Source organism: Actinomadura spongiicola (genome assembly GCF_003432485.1).
GTDB lineage: Bacteria > Actinomycetota > Actinomycetes > Streptosporangiales > Streptosporangiaceae > Spirillospora > Spirillospora spongiicola.
On the sequence record NZ_QVNQ01000002.1, the window covers coordinates 882,504 to 903,132 of the forward strand.

A 20,629-nucleotide genomic window follows, 5' to 3' on the forward strand; every position below is an offset into this window, starting at 1 on the left:
GCCGCCGACCACCACGACATCGGGCGTCCGCGGCGGTGCCGTCAAGGCAGGTCGTCCGTCCGCATCAGGCGTTCCCGGACGAACGGGTGCCCCATCGGCGCCGTGCCCGTGCCCTGTACCCGCAGGTACGGGGCCTGCTGGACGGCGACCTGCCCGACGACACGGTCGGACAGGGGCGCCGTCTCGGTCCGCAGGGCGACCGCCCCCAGACAGATGTTCTTGATCTCGTGTGCGACACCGCCCACACCGAACCGCACCCGCCCGTCGTCGAAGGCGACCGGAGCCGGTGGACTGGTCGTCTTCCGCCCGATGATGCGGCGTGACCCCGGCGCGATGATCAGGTCGTTCTCCGCCTGCCCGGGGTTGCGGCGCGGACCGTCCGGGAACTCGGGCGCCGCGGCCTTCCTGTTGGCCAGGGCGACCTCCCCCTGGGCGTCCTTGTACTTGGTCTCCAGGGTGTCGCCGGACGGCTCTGGCGGAGCGCCGGGGATCTCCGTCCGGTGAAGTACTCGTCGCTGTCGCCGACGCGGCCGATTCCGATGGCGGGATGGACGCGCACCGTCTTGACGTCGGCGATGTCGATCTCAGCCATCGCTCGCCCCTCGATGGTCGCCGCATCCCGGTCTCCCTCTAACCGGATCATCCGCGCACAACCGCTCGACCTGGAATATCTGCGGTGAACGTTTCCCCGAGTAGCCGGCCCGCCGGTCGAGTCGCCGCCCTCAGCCGTCAGGACCCCCGGCTGATCTCTTCCGCCTGGCGGTCGATGTCGACGCCCGGGGTCACCGGGCGCAGCGCCATGGCGGACACCAGGGCGCCGAGCGGGAAGCTCAGGATCAGCAGGGGGACGGCGTAGGAGACGTCGAGGTCGACCAGCGGCGCCGAGATCAGCGGGATGATGATGCCGCCGAGCGAGGCCGAGACCAGGACCATGCTGAGCGCCGTGCCGCGGATCGCGGTGGTGAACGCGCCGGTGAGATAGACCGAGAAGGAGACGACGCCGGTGCTGACGAAGAAGCCCATCGCCGCGAAGGCCAGGTAGATGGCCCAGTCGCCCACGCCGGGCACGACCAGCGGAATGACGAGCAGGGTGCCGAGCGCCTCCCAGATCACCATCACGTGCTTCGGGGAGATCCGGTCGCTCAGCCATCCGGCGGGCAGGTTGCCGAGAAGCGAGAACAGGGCCATGACCCCGATGAACAGCGACGCCCGGCTTTCGCTGTAGTCGCGGTTCTCCACGAGGTAGAGCGGCGCGACGAGCAGGGTGAACGCCCCGGCGGACGTGCAGAAGAGACCGAAGCCCATCATGGCGGCGGTCTGCCTGCGGAACGGACGGCTGAACAGCCTGCGCAGGGCGTCGCGTTCGATCTCCTGGGCCGCGTTCCGCAGCCCCGTCCGGAGCAGGCGGCCGGGACCGTCCGGCGAGTCCTCGCGCAGCCGGGTGAAGCGAGGCGATTCGCGCAGCCATCGGGTGGTGACCAGGACGAGCAGCATGGGCAGGAACGTGAGGGCGAACAGCAGCCGCCATTTCCCGGCGTCCAGAATGCCCGCGGCGGCGACGCTGCCGATCCCCGTACCGAGATAGAGGGCGAGCCAGCCGAAACCCTGATAACTGCCCCGCTGCTTGGGGGGCGCCTCCTCCGATATCAGCACGGTCTGGGAGCCCCTGATCCCCGCCTCGGTGACGCTCACCAGGGCGCGCAGCAGGATGTACTGCCAGAAAGCGGTGATGATCGAGGTGAATCCGCTGAACAGGCCGACGCCGAGGAGCGAGTAGGAGAACACGCGCTTGCGGCCGTAGCGGTCGATCAACAGACCCGCGAGCACGCTGAAGAGCGTCGCCACCAGACCGATCGCCGCGGTGGAATAGAGCAGCGTCTTCGCGGAAACATCAAAGACGCGTGTCATTGTCGGCCCGGCCGCGCCGGCGACCGCGCCGTCGAAGCTCGCAAGGAAATAGGCCGCGTAAATGATGAGGAGCAGACGGCGAAGGTAACGGGCTCTGGTGAGGGTGGTCCGGCCGACGGTGATCAGTTCCGCCGGATCGTATTGAAGGCTTCCGTCAGGTGGTTCGGCTTCTCCGGGCGCGGTTACCTTCAGTGGCGGGCTACCCGAGGAATCGGTGACGCGATCGACCACTTACGCTCCAACCTGCGCAGGCGAAATCGCCGGTGTGTGCGGTGGATGCCTGAGATCGTGGCATGCCCCTGACCGGCGGGAAACCCCAGCGGACCCCTAACGGCGCCCGGGGACGTAGGGGTGCCGGACCCCCGGCGCGAGGCGCCCCTAGGGGTCGCGTCCGCGAAGGTTCCTGGTAGCGACTGATCACTTTCCGTGGTTATCGGTCGGGAGTGAACCCCCGTGCGGATGTCGTGCCCTGCGGCAGGGGGCGACCCGGACGTCACCGCTGACAGATCATTGGCAGATTACGGATATCCACCGGGCGGTATCGATGCTTACACTGTGCTAGTGGCCTGAAACCGGCCAACGGGGCATGCTTGACGGGGGTGTACATCTGGCAGTCGTTGTGTCGCGTTCTGTGATCAGTGCTGTTCCTGCGGTGTCAATCGTTCGCATCTGGCCTGAAGAACGTGTTACGGGGAGGCGCTGCCTTCGCCTGTCGCCGACCTGATCGGGCATGAAAGACGAAGGGGATTCATGACTGCTCCCGCGATCAGGAGAAATCTCGAACAACTGTCGGTTTCTTTCGCAAATTCCATGATCGGCGAGCCGCAAGTCGTGATTGTCAGTGGTCCGGTGGGCAGCGGGAAGAGCGAGTTGCTGGGCGCGTTTCGTCGGGGTGCGGCCGACGCGGATGTCACATTTCTCGCCGCGAGCGCGTTGGTGCTGGAGACCGACCAGGCACTGGGCGTCATCCGCGCGCTGCTCGAAGGGGCCGCGGCGGGCGGGGCCGCCAGGGGACGCGGCGACGCCGGTCGGAACGGCCGCGGGGACGGCGACCGCGACGCCGATGACCGGGGGGTGCGGCGAAGCCTGGCAAGGGCACTCGACGATCTCGGGTCCGTGGCCTCGTTCGCCGGTCTCGAACCGGCGGCGGCCCAGCGGGTCACCCTGCGCGCGAAGGAGAGCGTCCGGGCCGCCCTGCTGGACCTGGCGGCCGGTGGCGGGCTGGTGATCTGCATCGACGACATCCAGTACGCCGACTCCGCGAGCCTGGAGGTCCTGCTCCACTTCGTCCGGCGGGCCCAGAACACGCGCGTGCTGATGGTCCTCGGGGCGCGGGACGGCCTGCACCCGCGCCATCCGCTCCTCTACCAGGAGCTCATCGGCGGTTCGTCCAGTCAACAGATCCGTCTCGGCGCGCTGTCGAGGGACGTCGTGGCGCAGATCCTGGAGGACGAGCTCGGCCCCTACATCCCGTCCCGCCTGGTGGCCGACTGCCATGCGGTGAGCGGCGGCAACGCCGCGCTCGTCAGGGCCCTCGTCGACGATCTGCGGGCGAGCGGGGCGCCGTTCGGTGAGCGGAACTCCCCGTCCCGGCTGGTCGTCGGGGAGGCCTTCTCCCAGGCTTACCTCAGCCTCCTGTACCGGAGCGATCCGGCGATGCTGCGGGCGGGGCAGGGCCTGGCCGTTCTCGGAGAGGATGCCACACCGCTCCTGATCGGGCAGCTGCTCGACGTGCCCCCGGCCGAGGTCGTCGAGGCGCTGGCGGCGCTGAACTCGGCGGGACTGCTGGAGGACGGGCGCTTCCGACATCCGGCGGCACGGTCGGCGGTTCTCGGCAACCTCGCGCCGGACACGCGGTCACGGCTGCACCATGACGCGGCGTTCCTTCTCCACGACGCCGGGGCCGGTGCGTCCTCGGTGGTGGAGCACCTCATCGCCTGCGGTGACATCTCCGCTCCCTGGGCGGTGTCCTGCCTGGTGGAGGCGGCGGAGCAAGAACTGGTCGCGGGCCGGGTGGCGCGAACGGTCGCCTACCTGAAGGCCGCCCAGCTGATGGAGGCCGACGAGCGGCAGAGCGGCCAGATCAAGGAGATGCTGATCCGTGCCGCGTGGCGCGTCGACCCGGTCATGGCGTTGCCGTTCCTCGACCAGGTGGTCAGCACCCTGCACGGGGGCCCGATGCCGCCGCGGCCCGCGTTCGAGGCCCTCAAGCTGCTGCTCTGGAACGGACGGTCCGACGAGGCCCGCGCGATGCTCGAACGGATCCTCGTCGACTCTGGAAGAACTCCCGCGGAGTTCAACATGGGTCTCCCCGTCGGCCTGACCTCGGGGCTGCTGTGCGCCTATCCCGCCCTCCTCCAGGACGAACCGGCGCGAAGTCTGCTCCTGGGCGGGGAACTCGCCGCCCAGGAGTCGTTGCCCGCGGATCAGGACCCGCTCACGATCGTCCTGGCCGCGGGCCGCGACGCCGAGGCGGTGGCCAGCGCGGAGCAGGTCCTCGGCCGCAGCCGCCTCGACGACTCGACCCTCGGCGCGCTCGCGGGAGCGTTGACCGCCATGATCTACGCGGGCCAGCCGGGCAAGGCGGCGACCTGGGCCGAGCTGCTCCTGGAGCGTGCCGGGGAGCGGCAGGCGCCCGTCTGGGGGGCGATCTTCTCGGCCGTGCTGGCCGAGTGCCTGCTGCGCACCGGCGATCTGCGCCAGGCGGCGCGGTCGGCGGAGACGGCGCTGTCGTCCATGCCGGCGCAGGCCTGGGGAATCCTGGTCGGCGCGCCGCTGGCCACCGCGGCCCTCGCCCGGACCCTGATGGGCGACTACGAGGGCGCGGCCCGCCACCTGGAGGTGCCGGTCCCCGACGCGATGTTCGGCGGCATCCCGGGCCTGCACTACCTCTTGGCACGTGGCAGGTACAACCTCGCCATCGATCGGCCGTACGCCGCCCTGGCCGACTTCGAGACCTGCGGGAACCTGATGGGTCAGTGGCGTCTCGACGTTCCGGGGCTGGTCGCCTGGCGTGTCGAGGCGGCGCGGGCCATGTTCGCGCTGCGCAGGCCGGAGCCCGCCAGGGGACTGCTGGACGAGCAGCTCAAGCTGCTGCGGCCCGAGCAGCACCGGCCGCGGGGCGCCGCGCTGCGGTTGAAGGCGGCCACCGAGCGGGGCGAGGAGCGACCCCGCGTCCTGTGGGACGCGGTGAAGTCGACGCAGGAGTCGGGTGACCCGGTGGAGGAGGCCTTCGCCTTCGCCGACCTCGCCAGGGCCTACCAGGCGCTGGGCGACGCGGACCGGGCGCGCACCGCGGTGCGCAGGGCGCGCAGCATCGCGATCGCCTGCCACATCGAACCGTTGCGGCACTCGCTGACCGGCTCCCGCGACGCGCCGGGGGAGGGCCTCCCGGCCGTCACGAACCCGCCCCGCCACATGGCGGAGCTCAGCGACGCGGAGCGACGGGTGACCGTCCTCGCCGTGCAGGGCTTCATGAACCGGGAGATAGCCCAACGTCTCAGCGTCACGGTCAGCACGGTGGAACAGCACCTCACCCGGGTCTACCGGAAGCTCGGCGTCAGCAGCCGCAGCGATCTGGCCACCGTGTACGGGGGACGCGAATGACCGGTCGTCCGGTACCGGACGACCGCGTGGACCGAAGGTGACGGGTCCCGACCCGGGATCCGGAAATCGTATGTGAGAAGGAGGGGACGATGACGGCTGCGGACCCGGAGGTGTGGATCCGCCGATTCCATCGCTCACCGGAGGCCGCGACCCGGCTGGTGTGCTTTCCTCACGCAGGGGGCTCGGCGAGCTACTTCCATCCACTGTCCGCCGCGCTCGCACCCGCTCATGAGGTGTGGGCGATCCAATATCCGGGACGTCAGGATCGGCGGCGGGAACCGTTCGCCAAGGACATCCCCGAGCTGGCCGATCAGGTGTTCGCCGCGCTGCGCGGACGTGTCGAGGAGCCCTTCGCCTTCTTCGGGCACAGCATGGGCGCGCTGGTCGCCTTCGAGGTGGCGCGCCGCTGGCGGCGGACCGGTGAGGCCGGGCCCGCGCGGCTCGTCCTGTCGGGACGGCGCGCCGCGTCGACGCACCGGGACGAGCTGCTCGACTTGGACGACGAGGACGCCGTGGTGGCGGAACTGCGCCGGCTGGGCGGCACCGCCGATCAGTTCCTCGCCGACCGGGAACTGCTGGACACCATCCTGCCGGTGACCCGGGCCGACTACGGGGCGGTCGGGGCGTACACGGCGGGCCCGGACGCCGTCGTGGACGTGCCGCTCCTCGTCCTCGTGGGCGACCGCGACCCGGTCACCACGATCGAGGAGGCGACCGCGTGGGAGCGGCATTCCACCGCTTCCTGCGAGGTCCGCGTCTTTTCCGGCGGGCACTTCTTTCTGGAGCCGCGCGCCGCGGAAGTGATCGCCACGCTACAGAAGGAGATGGACACACTCCGCTCGGTTTCGGAAGACGGAGAGATAGGTCACAGTGCGCGGGAGCGCCGCACGACAGAAGGGGTCAGCGACCCTTATAGGGGTGATTAGGGGTATCTGTTCGGCGGCGGCTTCGGCTAGCTTCGTGTCAGCCGGTTAGGCGACGATACGGGGCAAACACAGTGAAGTATCAGATTCTCGGCCCGCTACGGATTATCGATCAAAACATCAGCCTTCCGATCAGCGCTCCGAAAATGGAGCGCATTCTGGCGACGCTGCTGATGCGTTCGAACCAAGTCGTCTCCAGTGCGCAGATCATCGAGGAGATCTGGGGGGAGCGTCCACCGCGCCGGGCCACCGCCGCGGTCCACGTCTACATCTCACAACTACGCAAGCTGCTGAACCGCGCGGCGAACGCGGACGCGGGGACACCGAGCCCGATCGTGACGGTCTCGCCCGGTTACCTGCTCCGCGTCGGCCCGGACGACCTGGACATGTTCGTCTTCCAGCGGCTGCTGCGCGACGGGCGCGCGCACATGCTCGACGGGGAGTACCACGAGGCCGACCGGGTCCTGGAGGCGGCGCTCGGCCTCTGGCGGGGACCCGCCCTGAGCCGGTTGTGCGAGGGCCCCATCGTCGGGGGCCACGTCGCCGGGCTCGAGGAGGAACGGCTCGAATGCATCGAGATGCGCATCGAGGCGCAGCTCCGGATCGGCCGTCACCGCGCCGTGGTCAGCGAACTCCACGGACTGATCGCCGAGCATCCGCTGAACGAGCGGTTCTACGGGCAGCTGATGCGGGCGCTGCACCTTTCGGAACGCCGTTCCGACGCGCTGCGCATCTATCAGCGGGCCCGCGAGGTGATCAACAGGGAACTCGGTCTGGAACCGGGGCCGATGCTCCGGGAAGTGCACGGAGAAGTCCTGGCCGACGACGAACGCTATCTCAAGTCCGCGGTGTGAGGAGGCCGACGATGACGGTGGGCTATTTCGTGACCCGCGCGGCGCGGGAGGACAACGCGGGCGTCCTTGAGTTCTACGACGCGTTTCCCGTCGTCCGTGAACTCTATGACGGTGTCCGGAAATGGACGGGACTGAGCCTGGACGAAATTCTCGGCGAGCATCTGCCCGAGGACCACGGGACCAGCAACAGCTACTCCGCGATCCGCTCGATCGCGGCGCAGGTGGCCGTCGCGGACGTCCTGGCACAGGAGGGCGTCAGACCCGACGCCGTTCTCGGCCTCAGCCTCGGCATCACCAGCGCCAGCTGTATGGCGGGCGCGTTCGACCGCGCGGACATGTTCCGGATGCTCTGGGAGCGTCGGGCCATCCCCATGCCGGTCGAGGGCGAGCCCGCGCAGGGCGTCGCCATCTGCCGGATCGGCCCCGACACCGACACCTCGACCGTCTACGGGGACAAGGTGGACGGGGTCTACCTCGGGCTCGACTTCGGTCCCGCGCCCGACGGCCTCGGCTCGTGGGTTCTGCTCGCGGGCTACCGGAGCGCGCTGGAGGCCCTGGCGGAGCACCAGCCCAGCGTGGTGATCATCAAGCAGGGCATCGCGGCGGTGCACAGTCCGCTGCGGCGGCCCGCCGCCGAGTTCGTCCGTTCGCTCCTCGACGGCGTCCGGTTCCGTGACCCGCAGGTCCCGCTGACGGTCTGCCTGGAGCCGAGGACGCTCACCACCGGTGAGGAGGTGCGGACCGCGGTCTGGGAGAACCTGATCCGGACGGCGAGCATCCCGCACGGGTTCGCCGAACTCGACCGGCACGGGGTGAAGCTGCTGATCGTCCCCGGTCCCTCCATGGCCGACGACATGGTCACCTTCCCGGTGCCGGTGTTGCGGGTGCAGCGGCCCGCGGACGTCGAGGCGGCCGTCACCAAGGTCGCGGAACTGCGGGGCGCCGCCGCGGAGGCGGGAATCTGACGGAGACGGAGACGGAGACGGGGTCGGGGCCGTGCCGGACGGCACGGCCCCGACCTCATTCGTCGGCGAAACCGTCCAGGTAGCGCAGGTGCTGCGCCCTCTCCTCCGCCAGCAACGGATGTGGTGCCGCGTAGACGTGGTCGAAGATGGCCTCGACCGGCGGGTCCGGCATGGCGCGGACGCCCTCCCGCAGTTCGGCGGCGATCCTGTCGCCCTCCTCCTCGACCTCGCGGAAGAACGCGTCGTCGGCCATGCCCTCGCGGGTGAGGTAGGCGCGCATCCGGCTGATCGGGTCCCGCGCCCGCCAGTAGTCGACGTCCTCCTCCGACCGGTAGCGCGACGGGTCGTCGGAGGTGGTGTGCGGGCCCATCCGGTAGGTGAGCGCCTCGACGAGCACCGGGCCCTCCCCGCGCCGCGCGCCCGCGAGCGCGTCCCGCGTCACCGCCAGGCAGGCCAGGACGTCGTTGCCGTCCACCCGTATCCCGGGGAAGCCGAAGCCGGCCGCGCGCCGGTACAGGGGCGCGCGGGTCTGCCGGTCGTTCGGCACGGAGATCGCCCACTGGTTGTTCTGGCAGAAGAAGACCACGGGCGCCCTGAACACCGCCGCGAAGTTGAACGCCTCGTTGACGTCGCCCTGGCTGGTCGCGCCGTCCCCGAAGTAGGCCAGGACCGCGGCGTCGGCGCCGTCCCTGCGCATCCCCATGGCGTAACCGACCGCGTGCAGGGTCTGCGTACCGATGACGATGGTGTAGAGATGGAAGCCGTTCCGCTCCGGGTCCCATCCACCGTTCGACACGCCCCTGAGCATGCCCATCAGGGTCAGCGGGGCGATGCCCCGGCACCAGGCCACGCCCTGCTCCCGGTAGGACGGGAACACGTGGTCGTCGGGTCGGAGGGCGTGCGCCGAGCCGACCTGGGCGCCCTCCTGCCCCTCGCAGGGAATCCACATGCCGAGTTCGCCCTGGCGTTGCAGGGCCACCGCCTCGGTGTCGACGCGCCGTACGAGGCGCATGTCCCGGTACAGGGCGCGGTACTGGCTCTTGGAAAGGTCGAGGTCGTAGTCGGGATGCTCGACGCGTTCGCCGTCCGGCGTCAACAACCGGACGAGGTCGCCGTCGCCCGGCCGCCCGGGCTCGTCGTGGGGGGACACGAGCGCCTCCTAGGACGCGCCGGACTTCTCCGTCGACGGCGCGCCGAACCAGGTGGACAGGGCTTCGTTCAGGCCCGCTCCGTCGCCGCGGCACGCCCAGGCGACATGACCGTCCGGACGGAGCAGCACGACGTCGGCGTCGACACCCGGAACCCGTGACACGCGCACCTGGTCGACCCGTGACGACCACGCCGCCGCCGGTCCCGGACGGTCCGGATCGCCGTCGAGATACAGCACCACGCCGCGGCCTTGCCGCAGACTCTCGGCGGCACCGGCGGCGGGGGAGTCGCCGTCGTCGGAGGCGACCCACAGGTCCGGGGAGGGGCGGGTGCCGGTCAGCGGATGCCGCTCGGCCGGTCCCGCGCCGGACGGCTCGTAGGCCGTGTCGACACCGCTAAGCATCCCGGCGAGGTAACGGTTCACCTCGTCGAAGCGCATCAACTGCCCGAGCAGGTCGCGGACCGCGCCGACCTCCTCATGGCCGCGCGAGAGCGTGACCTGTGCCCGGACGTTGTCGCAGGCGCGGCGTCCCACGGCGTGACGTTCGTCGTGGTAGCTGTCGAGCAGGCCCGGCGGGGCCCAGCCCTGCACCTGCGCCGCCAGCTTCCAGCCGAGGTTCAACGCGTCGTGCAGCGCGTTCGCCAGCGCCTGCCCGTTGACGGGGTAGATGACGCAGGCCGCGTCACCGGCCAGGAGGACCCGGCCGCGCCGGTACGCCTCCGCCTGCGCGATCCGGCAGTCGGTCCGCGACAGCCAGCGCGGCTTGCCCGCGGTGAGTTCGGCGCCGGTGAGCCGCCGGACCGCCATCCGGAACTCCTCGACGGTGACGTCGGCGGTCGGGTCGGCCGGTTCGATGTCGAACTCCGCGGTCGTCACGCGCATCACGTCCGGCCCGATCGGAGCGCACATCCACTGCCCACCGGCGGGGTAGTACGCCGCGCCGAGCGGAAGCGGCCCCAGTTCCTCCATGGAGATCTCAAGGTCGCCGGTGATGCCGTAGAAGGCGATCTCGGCGCCGGTCAACGGGATGCCCGCGAGGCGGCGCACCGCGCCGTCGGCGCCGTCGGCGCCCACGAGGTAGCCGCACTCGATCCGCTCGATCCCGCCGGGCGTCCGGACCAGCGCGGTGACGCCGTCGTCGTCCTGGTCGATCCGCGTCACCTCGTGATCCCGGAGGATCTTGACGCCGAGTTCGGTGGCGCGCTCCTCCAGCACCCGCTCCAGCTGGGTCTGCTGGAGGAGGAGCGTGCCCTTGGCGCGCTCGTCGACCTTCTCCATCTCCAGGAACAGCAGGGAGAAATGGATCATCGGGAGGGGGAAGGTGAGGTGGCGCAGCCGGTCCATCAGGCCGCGCAACTCCAGTGCCTCGACGGCTCCCGCGTTCACCGCGGCGCCGGGCGAGTCCGTCCGCGGTGCCGGACGGCGTTCCAGGATCGTGGCGGTGACTCCGGCCAGTGCCAGCTCGCATCCGAGCATCAGGCCCGCGGGGCCGGCACCGACGATCACGACAGGGCTGTACATCATCATCTCCAGGGGCGGGGGACGCGATCGTCGGGCCGACCGGGCCGTCAGGCCGCGATCTCCAGCATCAGCGGACGGACCTTGGCGCGCAGGGGGTTGTTGTCGTCGCCCGCGGGCGCGCCGCCGACGATCTCGTGGCGGGCGAGCACCCGCAGGCCCGCGCGCTCGACCTCCTTCTCCAGGTCGGCGGGCGGCACCGGGTGGGCGATGCTGACGCCCAGCATCGTGTCGGTGACGACGCCGTCCTTGACCCGGTGGGCGAGGACGCTGCCGGAGCGGACGCCCTCGGCGGGGTCGACGTAGTCGAAGAAGGTGCACACGAGCGGCGAGGTCTCGTCCGCCAGCGAGAACACGGTGATCTGCTCGAAGGGCGGGGAGGTGCGGTCGACGAACTTGTCGAACTCGACGAGGGTGACCAGGAGCCGGCCGTCCTCGGCGAGGTGCTCGCGGATGCGGGCGAACATGTCCGCGCGCCTGGCCTCGTCGACGGTCCAGACCGAGGCGCCGCCGACCACGATCAGGTCGAACTTGCGGTCGAGGTGGAAGTCGGTCATGTCGCCCTGGACGAGGGTGATGCGGTCGGCGTAGCCCTCGTTGCCGGGCTCCTTCAGCCGCTCGTCCAGCACGGCGAGCATGTCGCCGGACAGGTCGAGGGCCACCATCTCGTAGCCCTTCTCCAGGAACGGGAAGGTCAGCCGACCCGTCCCGCACCCGAGTTCCAGCACCGGACCCGTCCGGCCTTCCGCGACGCGCAGCAGTTCGCCGACGGCGACCGTGTCGTGCCGGGTGACGATGTCGTAGAGCTTGGCCGCCTCGGGGCCGTACAGGCTGCGGAGGACTCCGTCGCCGAACAGTTTGGCGATGCTGGCCGCAGTGCCCAGTATGCGCGGCTCGTTTTCCGGCATTGCGTGCTCCCGGTCTTGGGTGTGGACACGGTTCGTGTGTGCGTTCTCACCAGGATGTGGGCCCCGGCTAACAGCCCACTTAGAGGCGGCTAAAGAGCCGTCCGGCTAGGCCCGACACATCTCCACCAGGGAACATTCCGTGCGGATGTCCGACACCTCGACCGAGGGGCCGTGGGCCTCGATGTCGTGCCACTTCACGATCTTCAGCCCGGCCTGTTCGATCTCGGCCTCCAGCGCGGCTCTCGGCACCGGGTGGATGGTGTTGGTGAAGATCCTCGTGGCGGTGACCCTGCCGTTCTCCAGCCGGTGGACGAGGATGTTGCCGGACCGCACGCCCACGTCCGGGGCGCTGTAGTCGAACAGCGTGCACAGCAGCGGTGAGCGCGCGTCGTCGATGGTGAAGACCGCGATGCTCTCCCGGGCGCCGTTCTCGCCCCGTCCGTCGAACTCGCCGAACAGGGTGACCTGCGCCAGGAAGCGGCCGTCATCGGTGAGGTGGTCGCGGACGCAGCGCAGCATGGACGCCCGCCGCCCGGCGTCGAGCTCCCAGATCGCCGAGCTGCCGGCGAGGACGAGGTCGAACGAACGGCCGAGGTCGAAGTCGGCCATGTCGCCCTGGACGAGCGTGACTCGAGAGGCGGTGTCCGTGGGGGCGGTGTCGCTGAGGCGGTCGCTCAGGAGGCGGAGCATGTGCTGGGAGATGTCGAGCGCCACCATCTCGTACCCGTGGTCCAGGAACGGCATCGTCAGCCGCCCGTAGCCGCAGCCGAGTTCGAGGATCGGGCCCGTCTGTTCGCCCGCGGCGTGCAGCGCCTCGACGACGCCGCTGCCGTCGCGGCCGGTGGTGATCTGGAAGAGCGGGGCGCCCTCCGGGCCGTAGACGCTCTCCACGACGTCCGGCCCGTACAGGTCCACGATGGTCGACGCGGTGCCGTGGATCTGCTCTGCGAGGTCGGTCATGATCTGTGCTCCCTGGTCGATGGTTCCGGCTCGTCGGTGGAGATGGCACCGGACGGGCAGAGCCGCACGGCCCGGCGGGCCTCGGCACGGTGCTCGTCGCTGCGGTCGGGGTCGGCGAGGAGTACCCGGCCGTCGTCCTCGCTCTGGTCGAACAGCTCGGGCGCGGTCAGCGCGCACATCCCCGCGGACGTGCAGCGCTCGCGCCGGACGACGATCCTCACCGCGCGATCCCGTCCCAGGTCACCGGGAGGTTCCGGACATGGTGGGTGGCCTCGTTGCTGCGCAGTGGCACCTCGTCCGGCGGGACGGCGAGACGCAGCCCGGGAAAGCGCCCGAGCAGCAGCGTGTACGAGGTCTTCATGGTCACGCGGATCATGTGCTGGCCGAGGCACTGGTGCATGCCGTGCCCGAAGGTCAGGTGGCCCGTGGGCGGGCGGGTGACGTCCAGCGTGTCGGGGGAGCCGAACCGGTCGGGGTCGCGGTTGACCGCCGGGACGGCGACCACGACGGTCTCCCCGGCGCGGACGGGGCACCCGTCGACGTCCACGTCCTCGAGCGCGGCGCGGAACGGTCCCACGTTCATGATCGACAGGTAGCGGAGGAGTTCCTCCACCGCGCCGTCGGCGAGCGTGGGGTCGGCGAGCAGCGCCGCCAGCTGCTCGTGGTGGTAGAGCAGCGCGTAGGCGCCGAGGCCGAGCATGTTGGCGGTGGTGTCGGGGGCGCTGAGGAACAGCAGCGCCATGCCGAGCAGCTCCTCGTCCGACAGTTCGGGGTCCTTGACGAGCCCGCCGAGCACCGACGCGGGCTCCTGCTCCGCGGGTTCGGCCCGCAGGGACGTCACCAGCCCCATCACGTACTGGGCGAGGTGACCCGTGCTCTCGCCGACCTTGTCGGCGGGGCTGTCGGCGTCCAGGATCACCGAGGTGTGCTCCTGGAACGAGTCGACGTCGGCGGCGGGCACGCCGAACAGCTCGGTGGTCACGAGGGACCGGACGGGGCCCACGAGGGTGGTCACCAGGTCCGCGGGAGGGCCCTGGCGTTCCATCGCCGCGAGCGGTTCCGCCAGGGCCCGTTCGATCTTGCGCTCGAACTCCCGCATCCGGCGCACGGAGAACGAGGAGGCGAGTTTCCTGCGGTAGCGCGTGTGCTCCGGAGGATCCATGTGCATGAAGAAGCCCGGGGGCGGGGGCCCGGTCATCGCCTCCTTGGCCACCGCCAGTTCGATCGGCAGGTGCCGTAGCTCCTGGCGTGCGCTGAAGCGGTTGTCGGAGAGCACCTTGCGCGCCGTCGCGTAGCTGGTCGTCAGCCAGCCGACGTGCCCGTCGGGGAACGACAGCGGGGTCAGCGGCCCTTTGGCGCGGAGCGGACCGAATTCCGGGGGCGGGTCGAACGGGTGGTCGCGCTCGGTCGGAAGCGTCGTCGCGGACGCCGGTGCGGGTGTCGGTGCGGGTGTCGGCGGGGGAGTCGTGTCGGGTGCCGTGTCGGGTGTCGTTGTCGGAGGTGTCCCGTGCTCCGCCATCTGGTGTCCCTTCTGGAGTTCTTCGGGGGGCGGGCGCCGGGCGGGTTTCCGGGGCCGGCCCTGTCAGCGGTCTGGTGCGGGGTCGAGCGCGGGGGCCGTGGTTGTGGCGGGGGGTTCGGGGACGGCCGGCGCGGGGGTGCGCCGGGACAGTCCCACCAGGACCAGCACGGCGCCGGCGAGGGCGACGCCCGCGCCGGTCAGCGTGGCCGCGCCCATGCCGTCCGTGAACGCCTGGTTCGCCGCGTCGACGAGCCGGGCGCCGCCGTCGCCGAGATGCGCGGCGACGGCGTGCGCGCCGCCGACGGAGTCGCGGGCCTGCTCCGCGGCGGCGTCGGGCAGTCCGGGCGGGGTGGCGAGGGAATCGGCGTAGGTCGTCGTGAGGATGCTGCCGACCACGGCGATGCCCATCGCGGTGCCGAGTTGCGCGGCGGAGTCGACGACCGCCGAACCGGCTCCGGACTGGTGCTCGGGCGTCGCGTCCAGGATGGAGTTGGTCGAGGTGGGCAGGTTCAGGCCGAGGCCGAGGCCGAGCAGCCCCAGCCCGACGAGGATCTGGATCTCGTCCTCCGCGCCCGCCGTGGAGATGACCAGTTGGGCGGCGGCGACCACGGCCAGGCCGAGGGCCAGCCCGGCCCACAGTCCCAGCCGTTCGGTCAGCTTGATCAGTGGGGCGGCGAGGACCATGGCGAGGATCGCGAGCATGCGCAGCCCCGCCTCCATCGGTCCGTGGCCCTGCACGAACTGGAGGTACTGGGTGATGATGAACACGGTCCCGCCCATGACGAAGGTCTGGACGAGGATGACCGCGGCGGGCCCGCCGAACGCGGGGACCCGCATCAGCGACATGTTCAGCATCGGTCCCCGGGCACGGCTCTCCCAGGTCACGAACGCGACGAGCAGCACGGCGCCGAGGACGAGCAGGGTGATCGTGCGCGGCGCGCCCCAGCCGTGCTCGGGCGCCTCGATCACGCCGAAGATGAGGCAGCCGAAGCCCGCGACGGAGAGCGCGGCGCCGACGACGTCGAGGCCGGGGTGGTCCTCGTGGCGCGATTCGGGGATCAGCGCGGCGGCCGCGACGAGGATCACCGCGATCACCGGCACGTTGATCCAGAAGATCGAGCCCCACCAGAAGCGGTCGAGCAGGATCCCTCCGACGATCGGGCCGAGCGGGGTGCCGAGGGCGCCGATGGTCGACCAGATGAAGATGGCCCGCTTCTGCTCCTCGGCGGGGAACACGTGCTTGATGATCGCCAGGGTGGAGGGCATGATCAGCGCGCCGCCGACGCCCATTCCGGCCCGGCAGGCGATGAGCATCTCCGCGGTCGACGACAGCGCCGCGCCGAGCGAGGCGGCCAGGAAGAGCGTGAGGCCGAGCAGCAGGGTCCGTCTGCGGCCGAACCGGTCGCCCAGGCCGCCGGCGAACATCACCAGGCCGCCGAACAGGAGCGTGTAGGCGTCGATCATCCACTGCAACTGGCCGACCGTGGCGTCCAGGTCGGTCTGGACGCTCGGCAGGGCCAGGCTGATGATCAGTGAGTCGAGCCCGACGACCAGCAGGCTCATGCCCAGCAGGGCCAGGATCACCCAGCGCCGCCGGTGTGTCTTCGCGGGATCCAAGAAACACCCCGGGGCTAATCGGAGTCAGTACTCTGGAAAAGATACGGACTGCTCACTCCAGTTGTCAACCAGGCCGCTGACCAGCGGAAATGTTCGGCTTAGTGGGGCTTTAGGCGCCCGTTCCACCATGGACGGCAGGCGGCCCGCGAACGTCCGGCACGCCCTCGGTGAACACCGAACGGAGCGCACAGGCGAACGGAGAGGACCGGATGGACCGTCCCGACATTCACCTCCTGGCGGTGGGCACCTCCCTGCCCGGCCCGGCCGTCGACAACGCGACACTGGCGGCGCGGTTCGGGCTGCCCCGGGCGTGGGAGCAGTGGATCGACACGTTCGTCGGCACCCGCAGCCGGCACTACGCGATCGACCTGGAGACCGGCGAGCGCCGGTACACGCTCGCCGACCTGGCGGAGGCGGCCGGGCGGCGCGCGCTGGCCGCGGCGGAGCTCGACCCCGCCGAGGTGGACGTGGTCGTGATGAGCACGTCCTCGCCGGACATGCTCATGCCCGCCACCGTCAACGTGGTCGCCGACCGTCTCGGCGTCGACGGGGTCCCCACCTTCCAGCTCCAGTCCGGGTGCGCGGGCGCCGTGCAGGCCCTGGAGGTGGCGGCGCAGATGCTCCGGTGCGGCCCGCACCGCCGCGCGCTGGTGCTGGGCGGAGACACCAGCGCCAAGCACTTCGACGTCGGTATGAGGGCCCCGGACGTGCCGATGGAGGCGCAGGTCAACGGGCTGCTGTTCGGTGACGGGGCGGGCGCCGCGGTGCTCGGCACGGGCCCCGCCTACGGGTCGCCGGTGCTGCGCGGGGTCTTCACCCGGCTGGTCGGGCGGGACCGGAGCCCCGGCCAGACCGTCGAGTGGTTCAGCTGGGGGGATCGGACCATGGACCGTCCGCCCGTCACGGAGGACTTCAAGGCGGTCGAGGAGTCGGCGCCGCGGATGGCCGCCGAGGCCCTCGACGAGGTCCTCGACGGGGTCGGCTGGAAGAAGTCCGACCTGGACTACCTGTTGCCGCCGCAGCTGTCGGCCCGCATGACCGAACGGGTCCTCGAAGAACTGGACGCGCCCGGCGCGGAGCCGGTCAGCCGGGTCCTGGAGATCGGCAACACCGGCAACGCGATCCCCTACTTCCAGTTGGAGCAGGTGCTGCCCCGGCTGGCGGACGGGGACCGGCTGGCGGGCGTCAGCGTCGAGGCCAGCAAATGGATCAAGGCCGGATACGCGCTGGAGATGGCCGCGCACTGAAAGGCCCCCTGTACCGACAGGTCCGGCCTCGCCGGGCAGGACGACACCGACGGAGGCGGATGACCATGACCCAGCCCGAACCGGGGACCGGCGACGACGCGCTCGGCGAGGCGGAGCGCGCCCTCGTCGAGATCTGCCGCGAGGTGCTGCGCGTCGACCTCGGACCGGACGACCGGCTGCCCGACCTGGGGACCCGCTCGATCCTCATCATCGAGATCGCGGTCCGTCTCCAGGACCGGCTCGGCGCGGACGTTCCGCTGGAGACGCTCCTCGAAGGACGGACCGTCCGCGGTCTCGCGGAGGCGGTCGTCGAGGCGCGGTCGGAGGCGGCACCGCGATGACGGCGGACCTGGAGCCGGCGCCCACGGCCGGCGCGGCGGGCGCCGACCCGTTGCCGCGCCTCGGCGACGACGACCTGAAGCTCCTGCTGACGATCCGGCATTTCGAACGGAAACTGCTCGACCTGTTCGGACAGGGCGCGCTGAACGGCACGACCCACACGTGCCTCGGGCAGGAGTACGTGCCCGTGGCGCTGCGCACCCTGTTGGAACCGCGCGACTTCGTCTTCAGCAACCATCGCGGGCACGGCCACTACCTCGCCCGCTACGAGGACCCGGCCGGCCTGCTCGCGGAGATCATGGGACGGGAGGGCGCCGTCTGCCGGGGCGTCGGCGGCAGCCAGCACATCCTGCGGGACCGGTACCTGTCCACGGGCGTCCAGGGGCAGAGCCTGCCCGTCGCCGTGGGCATGGCGATCCACCTGCGGCGCCGCGAACCGGGCGCGCTGGCCTGCGCGTACATCGGCGACGGCACCTGGGGTGAGGGAGCGGTGTACGAGGCGTTGAACATGGCCGCGTTGTGGCGGCTGCCCCTGCTCGTCGTCGTGGAGCACAACGGCGTCGCGCAGTCCACGCCGACCACGGCGCAGATGGCCGGGACGATCGCCGGGCGGGCGGCGGCCTTCGGCGTCGAGCACCACCGGGTCGGCACGGCCGACGTGGCCGCGATACGCCGGGAACTCGCGCCGCGCGTGGCGCGGGTCCGCGCGGGCGACGGGCCGCTGGTGGCCGAGTTCGCCACCCACCGGGTCGGCCCGCACAGCAAGGGCGACGACACCCGTCCACCCGGGGTGATCCGGGAGGCGGAGGAGGCCGACTGGTACCGGCGTTACGCCGCCGCCCATCCCGAGCACCACTCCCGGTGGGACGCGGTGGCCCGGGACCTGGTGGAACGCGTCGCCGCCGACGTCGCGGCGCGGCCGCCGTCCGATTGGGACGCGCCATGCGCGTAGCGGAGAACCTCAACCGCGCGCTGCACGGCCTGCTCGAGTCGGACCCGCGCGTCCACGTGCTCGGCGAGGACATCGCCGACCCCTACGGCGGCGCATTCAAGATCACGAAGGGGTTGTCGACCCGGTTTCCCGACCGGGTGCTGCCCACGCCGCTCAGCGAGGGCGCGATCGTGGGCGCGGCGGCCGGGCTCGCCCTCGGCGGCGAGGCCGCCATCGCGGAGATCATGTTCGGGGACTTCGCCGCGCTCGCGTTCGACCAGCTGGTCAACTTCGCGGCCAAGTCGGTGTCGATGTACGGGCGGCCGGTGCCGCTGCCGATGATCGTGCGCTGCCCGATGGGCGGCCGCCGCGGCTACGGCCCCACGCACAGCCAGAGTCTCCAGAAGCACTTCGTCGGCGTTCCCGGCCTCGATTTGTACGAGACGTCGCCCTTCCACGACGCGGGCGCGCTGCTGCCCGACGTGCTCGCCCGCGCGGTGCCCGCCGTGCTGTTCGAGGACAAGGTGCTGTACGCGCAACGGATGTTCGAGGACGGGGCCGTCGACGACCTGTTCGCCTTCGACCTGGTGGGGGACGGCCCGGGTGTGGCGCGCGTGTACGTCGACGACCCGGAGGTCTTCGACTGCGTGCTGATCGCCCCCGGCGGGATGGCGGAACGGGCGCTCGGCGCCATGCGGCGGCTGCTGCTGGAGCAGGAGATCGTCTGCGCGCTGCTGGTGCCGGCCCGCCTCCACCCCTTCGACGTCGAGGCGCCGCTGCCGACGCTGGAGCGGGCCGGGGTCGTGTGCGTGGCCGAGGAGGGCACCGCGGGCGGCACCTGGGGGGCGGAGGTCGCCCACCGGATCCACGAACGCCTGTGGGCGGGGCTGCGGCGGCCGGTCCGGTTGATCCACTCGGCCGACAGCGTCGTACCGACGGCCGGTCATCTTGAGGAACGCGTCCTCGTCCAGGAGTCCACGATCTTCGAGGCCGTTGTGGAGGCCGTGCGTGACTGAGATCCGGGTGCCCAAGCTCAACAACAACGACAGCGCGTACACGCTGGTCGGCTGGCTCGTCGACGACGGCGACACGGTCGACGCGGACACGCCCGTGGTGGAGCTGGAGACCTCCAAGGCCGTCGAGGAGCTGTGCAGCCCGGACGCCGGGGTCGTCCGCCACCTCGTCCCCGCCGGGGGCGAGTGCGCGCCCGGGGACCTGATCGGCCGCGTCGCCGCGCCGGGCGAGACCGAGCCCGGCACGCCGCCGACCGGTACGCCGCGACCCGACGCGCGGGCTCCGCGGCCCGGCACGTCCGGGCCGGTGATCACCGCGCCCGCGCGGGCGCTGCTCGACGAGCTGAGCCTCGACCACGACGTCGTCAACGGCCTCGACGTGAAGGTGGTGAGGCGCGCCGACGTCGAACGGCTCGCCGCCGCGCACGCCCCGTCGCGGGCCGACGCGTCCGACGGCGCGGTCGAGCTGTCCCCGGCGCAGCGGGCGGTGGCGCGGACGGTCGAGACGTCGCACCGGACGATCCCCGCCGCCTACAGCGTGATCCAGGTGGACGTCGACGCGGTCCTCCGGCGGGCCGCCGCGCTGACCGAGAGCCTGCGGCGGCTCGTGGGACTCCCGGAGTTCGTGGTGTGCGCGGCGGCGCGGCTGCACGGACGATTCCCCGAGATCTTCGCGACGCCGGTGGACGGCCTGCGCCTGCGGCCCGCGACCGCCGCGCATGTCGGCGTGACGATCGACGTGGGCCGCGGCCTGTTCGTCCCGGTGATCGCGGACGCGTCCTCCCTGGGCATCGCGGAGATCGTGGAGGCGTTCACCGGGTTCCGCCGCACCGCCATCTCGGGCGCGTTCCGGGAGCGGGACCTGGCCGGCGCGAACCTGGTGGTGGCGCTGCACCAGGACCGCGACATCGTCTCCGCCGTCCCCATCGTCTTCCCCGGCCGGTTGTGCGCACTGTCGCTGGCCGGCACCCGGCGGGAGGTCCGGCTCGACGCGGACGGGACGGCGACGGCCCACACCGTCGTCAACATCGGTCTCGCCTACGACCACCGTTTCGTCAACGGCCGCGAAGCGACGCTGTTCCTACAGGACCTGAAGGACGCGCTGGAGGACCCCGACCGCCTGGCCGGGCCCGACGGCGCGCCGACCACCCCAACCGAGACCCGGAGGTGA

At 71.3% G+C, this 20,629-nt stretch carries 19 protein-coding genes; 10 read left to right on the forward strand and 9 right to left on the reverse strand.

All coding sequences use genetic code 11. The annotated features are described in order from the left end of the window. Window positions 1-41 precede the first annotated feature (41 nt). Entirely contained in the window at window positions 42-245 is a 204-nt protein-coding gene (locus tag D0T12_RS08590; protein ID WP_147339444.1) for a hypothetical protein, read from the reverse strand. A gap of 255 nt (window positions 246-500) precedes the next feature. Here D0T12_RS08590 and D0T12_RS34820 point away from each other — a divergent pair, with 255 nt between their 5' ends. Continuing rightward, the gene (locus D0T12_RS34820; RefSeq protein WP_147339446.1) at window positions 501-680 is read left to right on the forward strand and encodes a hypothetical protein; all 180 of its coding nucleotides are present in this window, start codon (window positions 501-503) and stop codon (window positions 678-680) included. A gap of 49 nt (window positions 681-729) precedes the next feature. Here the strand turns inward: D0T12_RS34820 and D0T12_RS08600 are convergent, their stop codons facing one another. Then, window positions 730-2,139, reverse strand: coding sequence for an MFS transporter (locus D0T12_RS08600; protein ID WP_117398890.1), 1,410 nt, complete (start codon window positions 2,137-2,139; stop codon window positions 730-732). 519 nt (window positions 2,140-2,658) lie between these two features. Between D0T12_RS08600 and D0T12_RS08605 the strand changes: the two genes are divergently transcribed. The 4 genes from D0T12_RS08605 (at window position 2,659) to D0T12_RS08620 (ending at window position 8,256) form a co-directional block, all read left to right on the forward strand. Further along, window positions 2,659-5,514 (forward strand): ATP-binding protein, encoded by a 2,856-nt coding sequence (locus D0T12_RS08605; protein WP_117398891.1) that lies wholly within the window; start codon window positions 2,659-2,661, stop codon window positions 5,512-5,514. Between the two features lie 89 nt (window positions 5,515-5,603). Continuing rightward, window positions 5,604-6,440, forward strand: coding sequence for a thioesterase II family protein (locus D0T12_RS08610; protein ID WP_117398892.1), 837 nt, complete (start codon window positions 5,604-5,606; stop codon window positions 6,438-6,440). Window positions 6,441-6,583: 143 nt separating this feature from the next. Further along, complete coding sequence (locus D0T12_RS08615) at window positions 6,584-7,291, forward strand: AfsR/SARP family transcriptional regulator (RefSeq protein WP_199487355.1); 708 nt, start codon at window positions 6,584-6,586, stop codon at window positions 7,289-7,291. 11 nt (window positions 7,292-7,302) lie between these two features. Next, the gene (locus tag D0T12_RS08620; protein ID WP_117398894.1) at window positions 7,303-8,256 is read left to right on the forward strand and encodes an ACP S-malonyltransferase; all 954 of its coding nucleotides are present in this window, start codon (window positions 7,303-7,305) and stop codon (window positions 8,254-8,256) included. 55 nt (window positions 8,257-8,311) lie between these two features. Here D0T12_RS08620 and pdhA read toward each other — a convergent pair whose 3' ends face one another. The 7 genes from pdhA to D0T12_RS08655 form a co-directional block, all read right to left on the reverse strand. Continuing rightward, window positions 8,312-9,406: a pyruvate dehydrogenase (acetyl-transferring) E1 component subunit alpha gene (pdhA, locus tag D0T12_RS08625; protein ID WP_117398895.1), complete on the reverse strand. Its 1,095-nt coding sequence runs from the start codon at window positions 9,404-9,406 to the stop codon at window positions 8,312-8,314. Window positions 9,407-9,415: 9 nt separating this feature from the next. Next, on the reverse strand, window positions 9,416-10,912 hold the full coding sequence (locus tag D0T12_RS08630) for an FAD-dependent monooxygenase (protein WP_158581452.1): 1,497 nt from the start codon (window positions 10,910-10,912) through the stop codon (window positions 9,416-9,418). Window positions 10,913-10,974: 62 nt separating this feature from the next. After that, window positions 10,975-11,832, reverse strand: a complete 858-nt coding sequence (gene mpaM / locus D0T12_RS08635) for a daptide-type RiPP biosynthesis methyltransferase (RefSeq protein ID WP_117398897.1) — start codon at window positions 11,830-11,832, stop codon at window positions 10,975-10,977. 105 nt (window positions 11,833-11,937) lie between these two features. Next, window positions 11,938-12,792, reverse strand: a complete 855-nt coding sequence (gene mpaM / locus D0T12_RS08640) for a daptide-type RiPP biosynthesis methyltransferase (protein ID WP_117398898.1) — start codon at window positions 12,790-12,792, stop codon at window positions 11,938-11,940. Then, the gene (locus D0T12_RS08645; protein ID WP_117398899.1) at window positions 12,789-13,013 is read right to left on the reverse strand and encodes a ferredoxin; all 225 of its coding nucleotides are present in this window, start codon (window positions 13,011-13,013) and stop codon (window positions 12,789-12,791) included. Before D0T12_RS08645 ends, mpaM (D0T12_RS08640) begins: the two co-directional genes overlap by 4 nt. Continuing rightward, the gene (locus tag D0T12_RS08650; RefSeq protein ID WP_117398900.1) at window positions 13,010-14,311 is read right to left on the reverse strand and encodes a cytochrome P450; all 1,302 of its coding nucleotides are present in this window, start codon (window positions 14,309-14,311) and stop codon (window positions 13,010-13,012) included. The genes D0T12_RS08645 and D0T12_RS08650 overlap by 4 nt, the downstream gene beginning before the upstream one ends. 63 nt (window positions 14,312-14,374) lie before the next feature. After that, complete coding sequence (locus D0T12_RS08655; RefSeq protein ID WP_147339448.1) at window positions 14,375-15,928, reverse strand: MFS transporter; 1,554 nt, start codon at window positions 15,926-15,928, stop codon at window positions 14,375-14,377. Between the two features lie 209 nt (window positions 15,929-16,137). On the opposite strand from D0T12_RS08655, the gene D0T12_RS08660 reads away from it, so the two are divergent. From D0T12_RS08660 to D0T12_RS08680, 5 genes are read left to right on the forward strand one after another with little or no spacing between them, the layout of a single operon-like run. Further along, on the forward strand, window positions 16,138-17,175 hold the full coding sequence (locus D0T12_RS08660; protein WP_117399010.1) for a 3-oxoacyl-ACP synthase III family protein: 1,038 nt from the start codon (window positions 16,138-16,140) through the stop codon (window positions 17,173-17,175). 59 nt (window positions 17,176-17,234) lie between these two features. Continuing rightward, entirely contained in the window at window positions 17,235-17,516 is a 282-nt protein-coding gene (locus D0T12_RS08665) for an acyl carrier protein (protein ID WP_158581453.1), read from the forward strand. After that, entirely contained in the window at window positions 17,513-18,466 is a 954-nt protein-coding gene (locus D0T12_RS08670; RefSeq protein WP_117398903.1) for a thiamine pyrophosphate-dependent dehydrogenase E1 component subunit alpha, read from the forward strand. The genes D0T12_RS08665 and D0T12_RS08670 overlap by 4 nt, the downstream gene beginning before the upstream one ends. After that, entirely contained in the window at window positions 18,457-19,461 is a 1,005-nt protein-coding gene (locus D0T12_RS08675; RefSeq protein ID WP_117398904.1) for an alpha-ketoacid dehydrogenase subunit beta, read from the forward strand. Before D0T12_RS08670 ends, D0T12_RS08675 begins: the two co-directional genes overlap by 10 nt. Next, on the forward strand, window positions 19,454-20,629 hold the full coding sequence (locus D0T12_RS08680) for a 2-oxo acid dehydrogenase subunit E2 (RefSeq protein ID WP_117398905.1): 1,176 nt from the start codon (window positions 19,454-19,456) through the stop codon (window positions 20,627-20,629). The genes D0T12_RS08675 and D0T12_RS08680 overlap by 8 nt, the downstream gene beginning before the upstream one ends.

Excerpts from the sequence above, each read along its gene's own strand:
- D0T12_RS08605 (WP_117398891.1), top strand. The coding sequence starts at position 2,659 with ATGACTGCTCCCGCGATCAGGAGAAATCTCGAACAACTGTCGGTTTCT.
- D0T12_RS08610 (WP_117398892.1), top strand. The coding sequence starts at position 5,604 with ATGACGGCTGCGGACCCGGAGGTGTGGATCCGCCGATTCCATCGCTCA.
- D0T12_RS08615 (WP_199487355.1), top strand. The coding sequence starts at position 6,584 with ATGGAGCGCATTCTGGCGACGCTGCTGATGCGTTCGAACCAAGTCGTC.
- D0T12_RS08620 (WP_117398894.1), top strand. The coding sequence starts at position 7,303 with ATGACGGTGGGCTATTTCGTGACCCGCGCGGCGCGGGAGGACAACGCG.
- mpaM (WP_117398897.1), bottom strand. The coding sequence starts at position 11,832 with ATGCCGGAAAACGAGCCGCGCATACTGGGCACTGCGGCCAGCATCGCC.
- mpaM (WP_117398898.1), bottom strand. The coding sequence starts at position 12,792 with ATGACCGACCTCGCAGAGCAGATCCACGGCACCGCGTCGACCATCGTG.
- D0T12_RS08650 (WP_117398900.1), bottom strand. The coding sequence starts at position 14,311 with ATGGCGGAGCACGGGACACCTCCGACAACGACACCCGACACGGCACCC.
- D0T12_RS08660 (WP_117399010.1), top strand. The coding sequence starts at position 16,138 with ATGGACCGTCCCGACATTCACCTCCTGGCGGTGGGCACCTCCCTGCCC.
- D0T12_RS08665 (WP_158581453.1), top strand. The coding sequence starts at position 17,235 with ATGACCATGACCCAGCCCGAACCGGGGACCGGCGACGACGCGCTCGGC.
- D0T12_RS08670 (WP_117398903.1), top strand. The coding sequence starts at position 17,513 with ATGACGGCGGACCTGGAGCCGGCGCCCACGGCCGGCGCGGCGGGCGCC.
- D0T12_RS08675 (WP_117398904.1), top strand. The coding sequence starts at position 18,457 with ATGCGCGTAGCGGAGAACCTCAACCGCGCGCTGCACGGCCTGCTCGAG.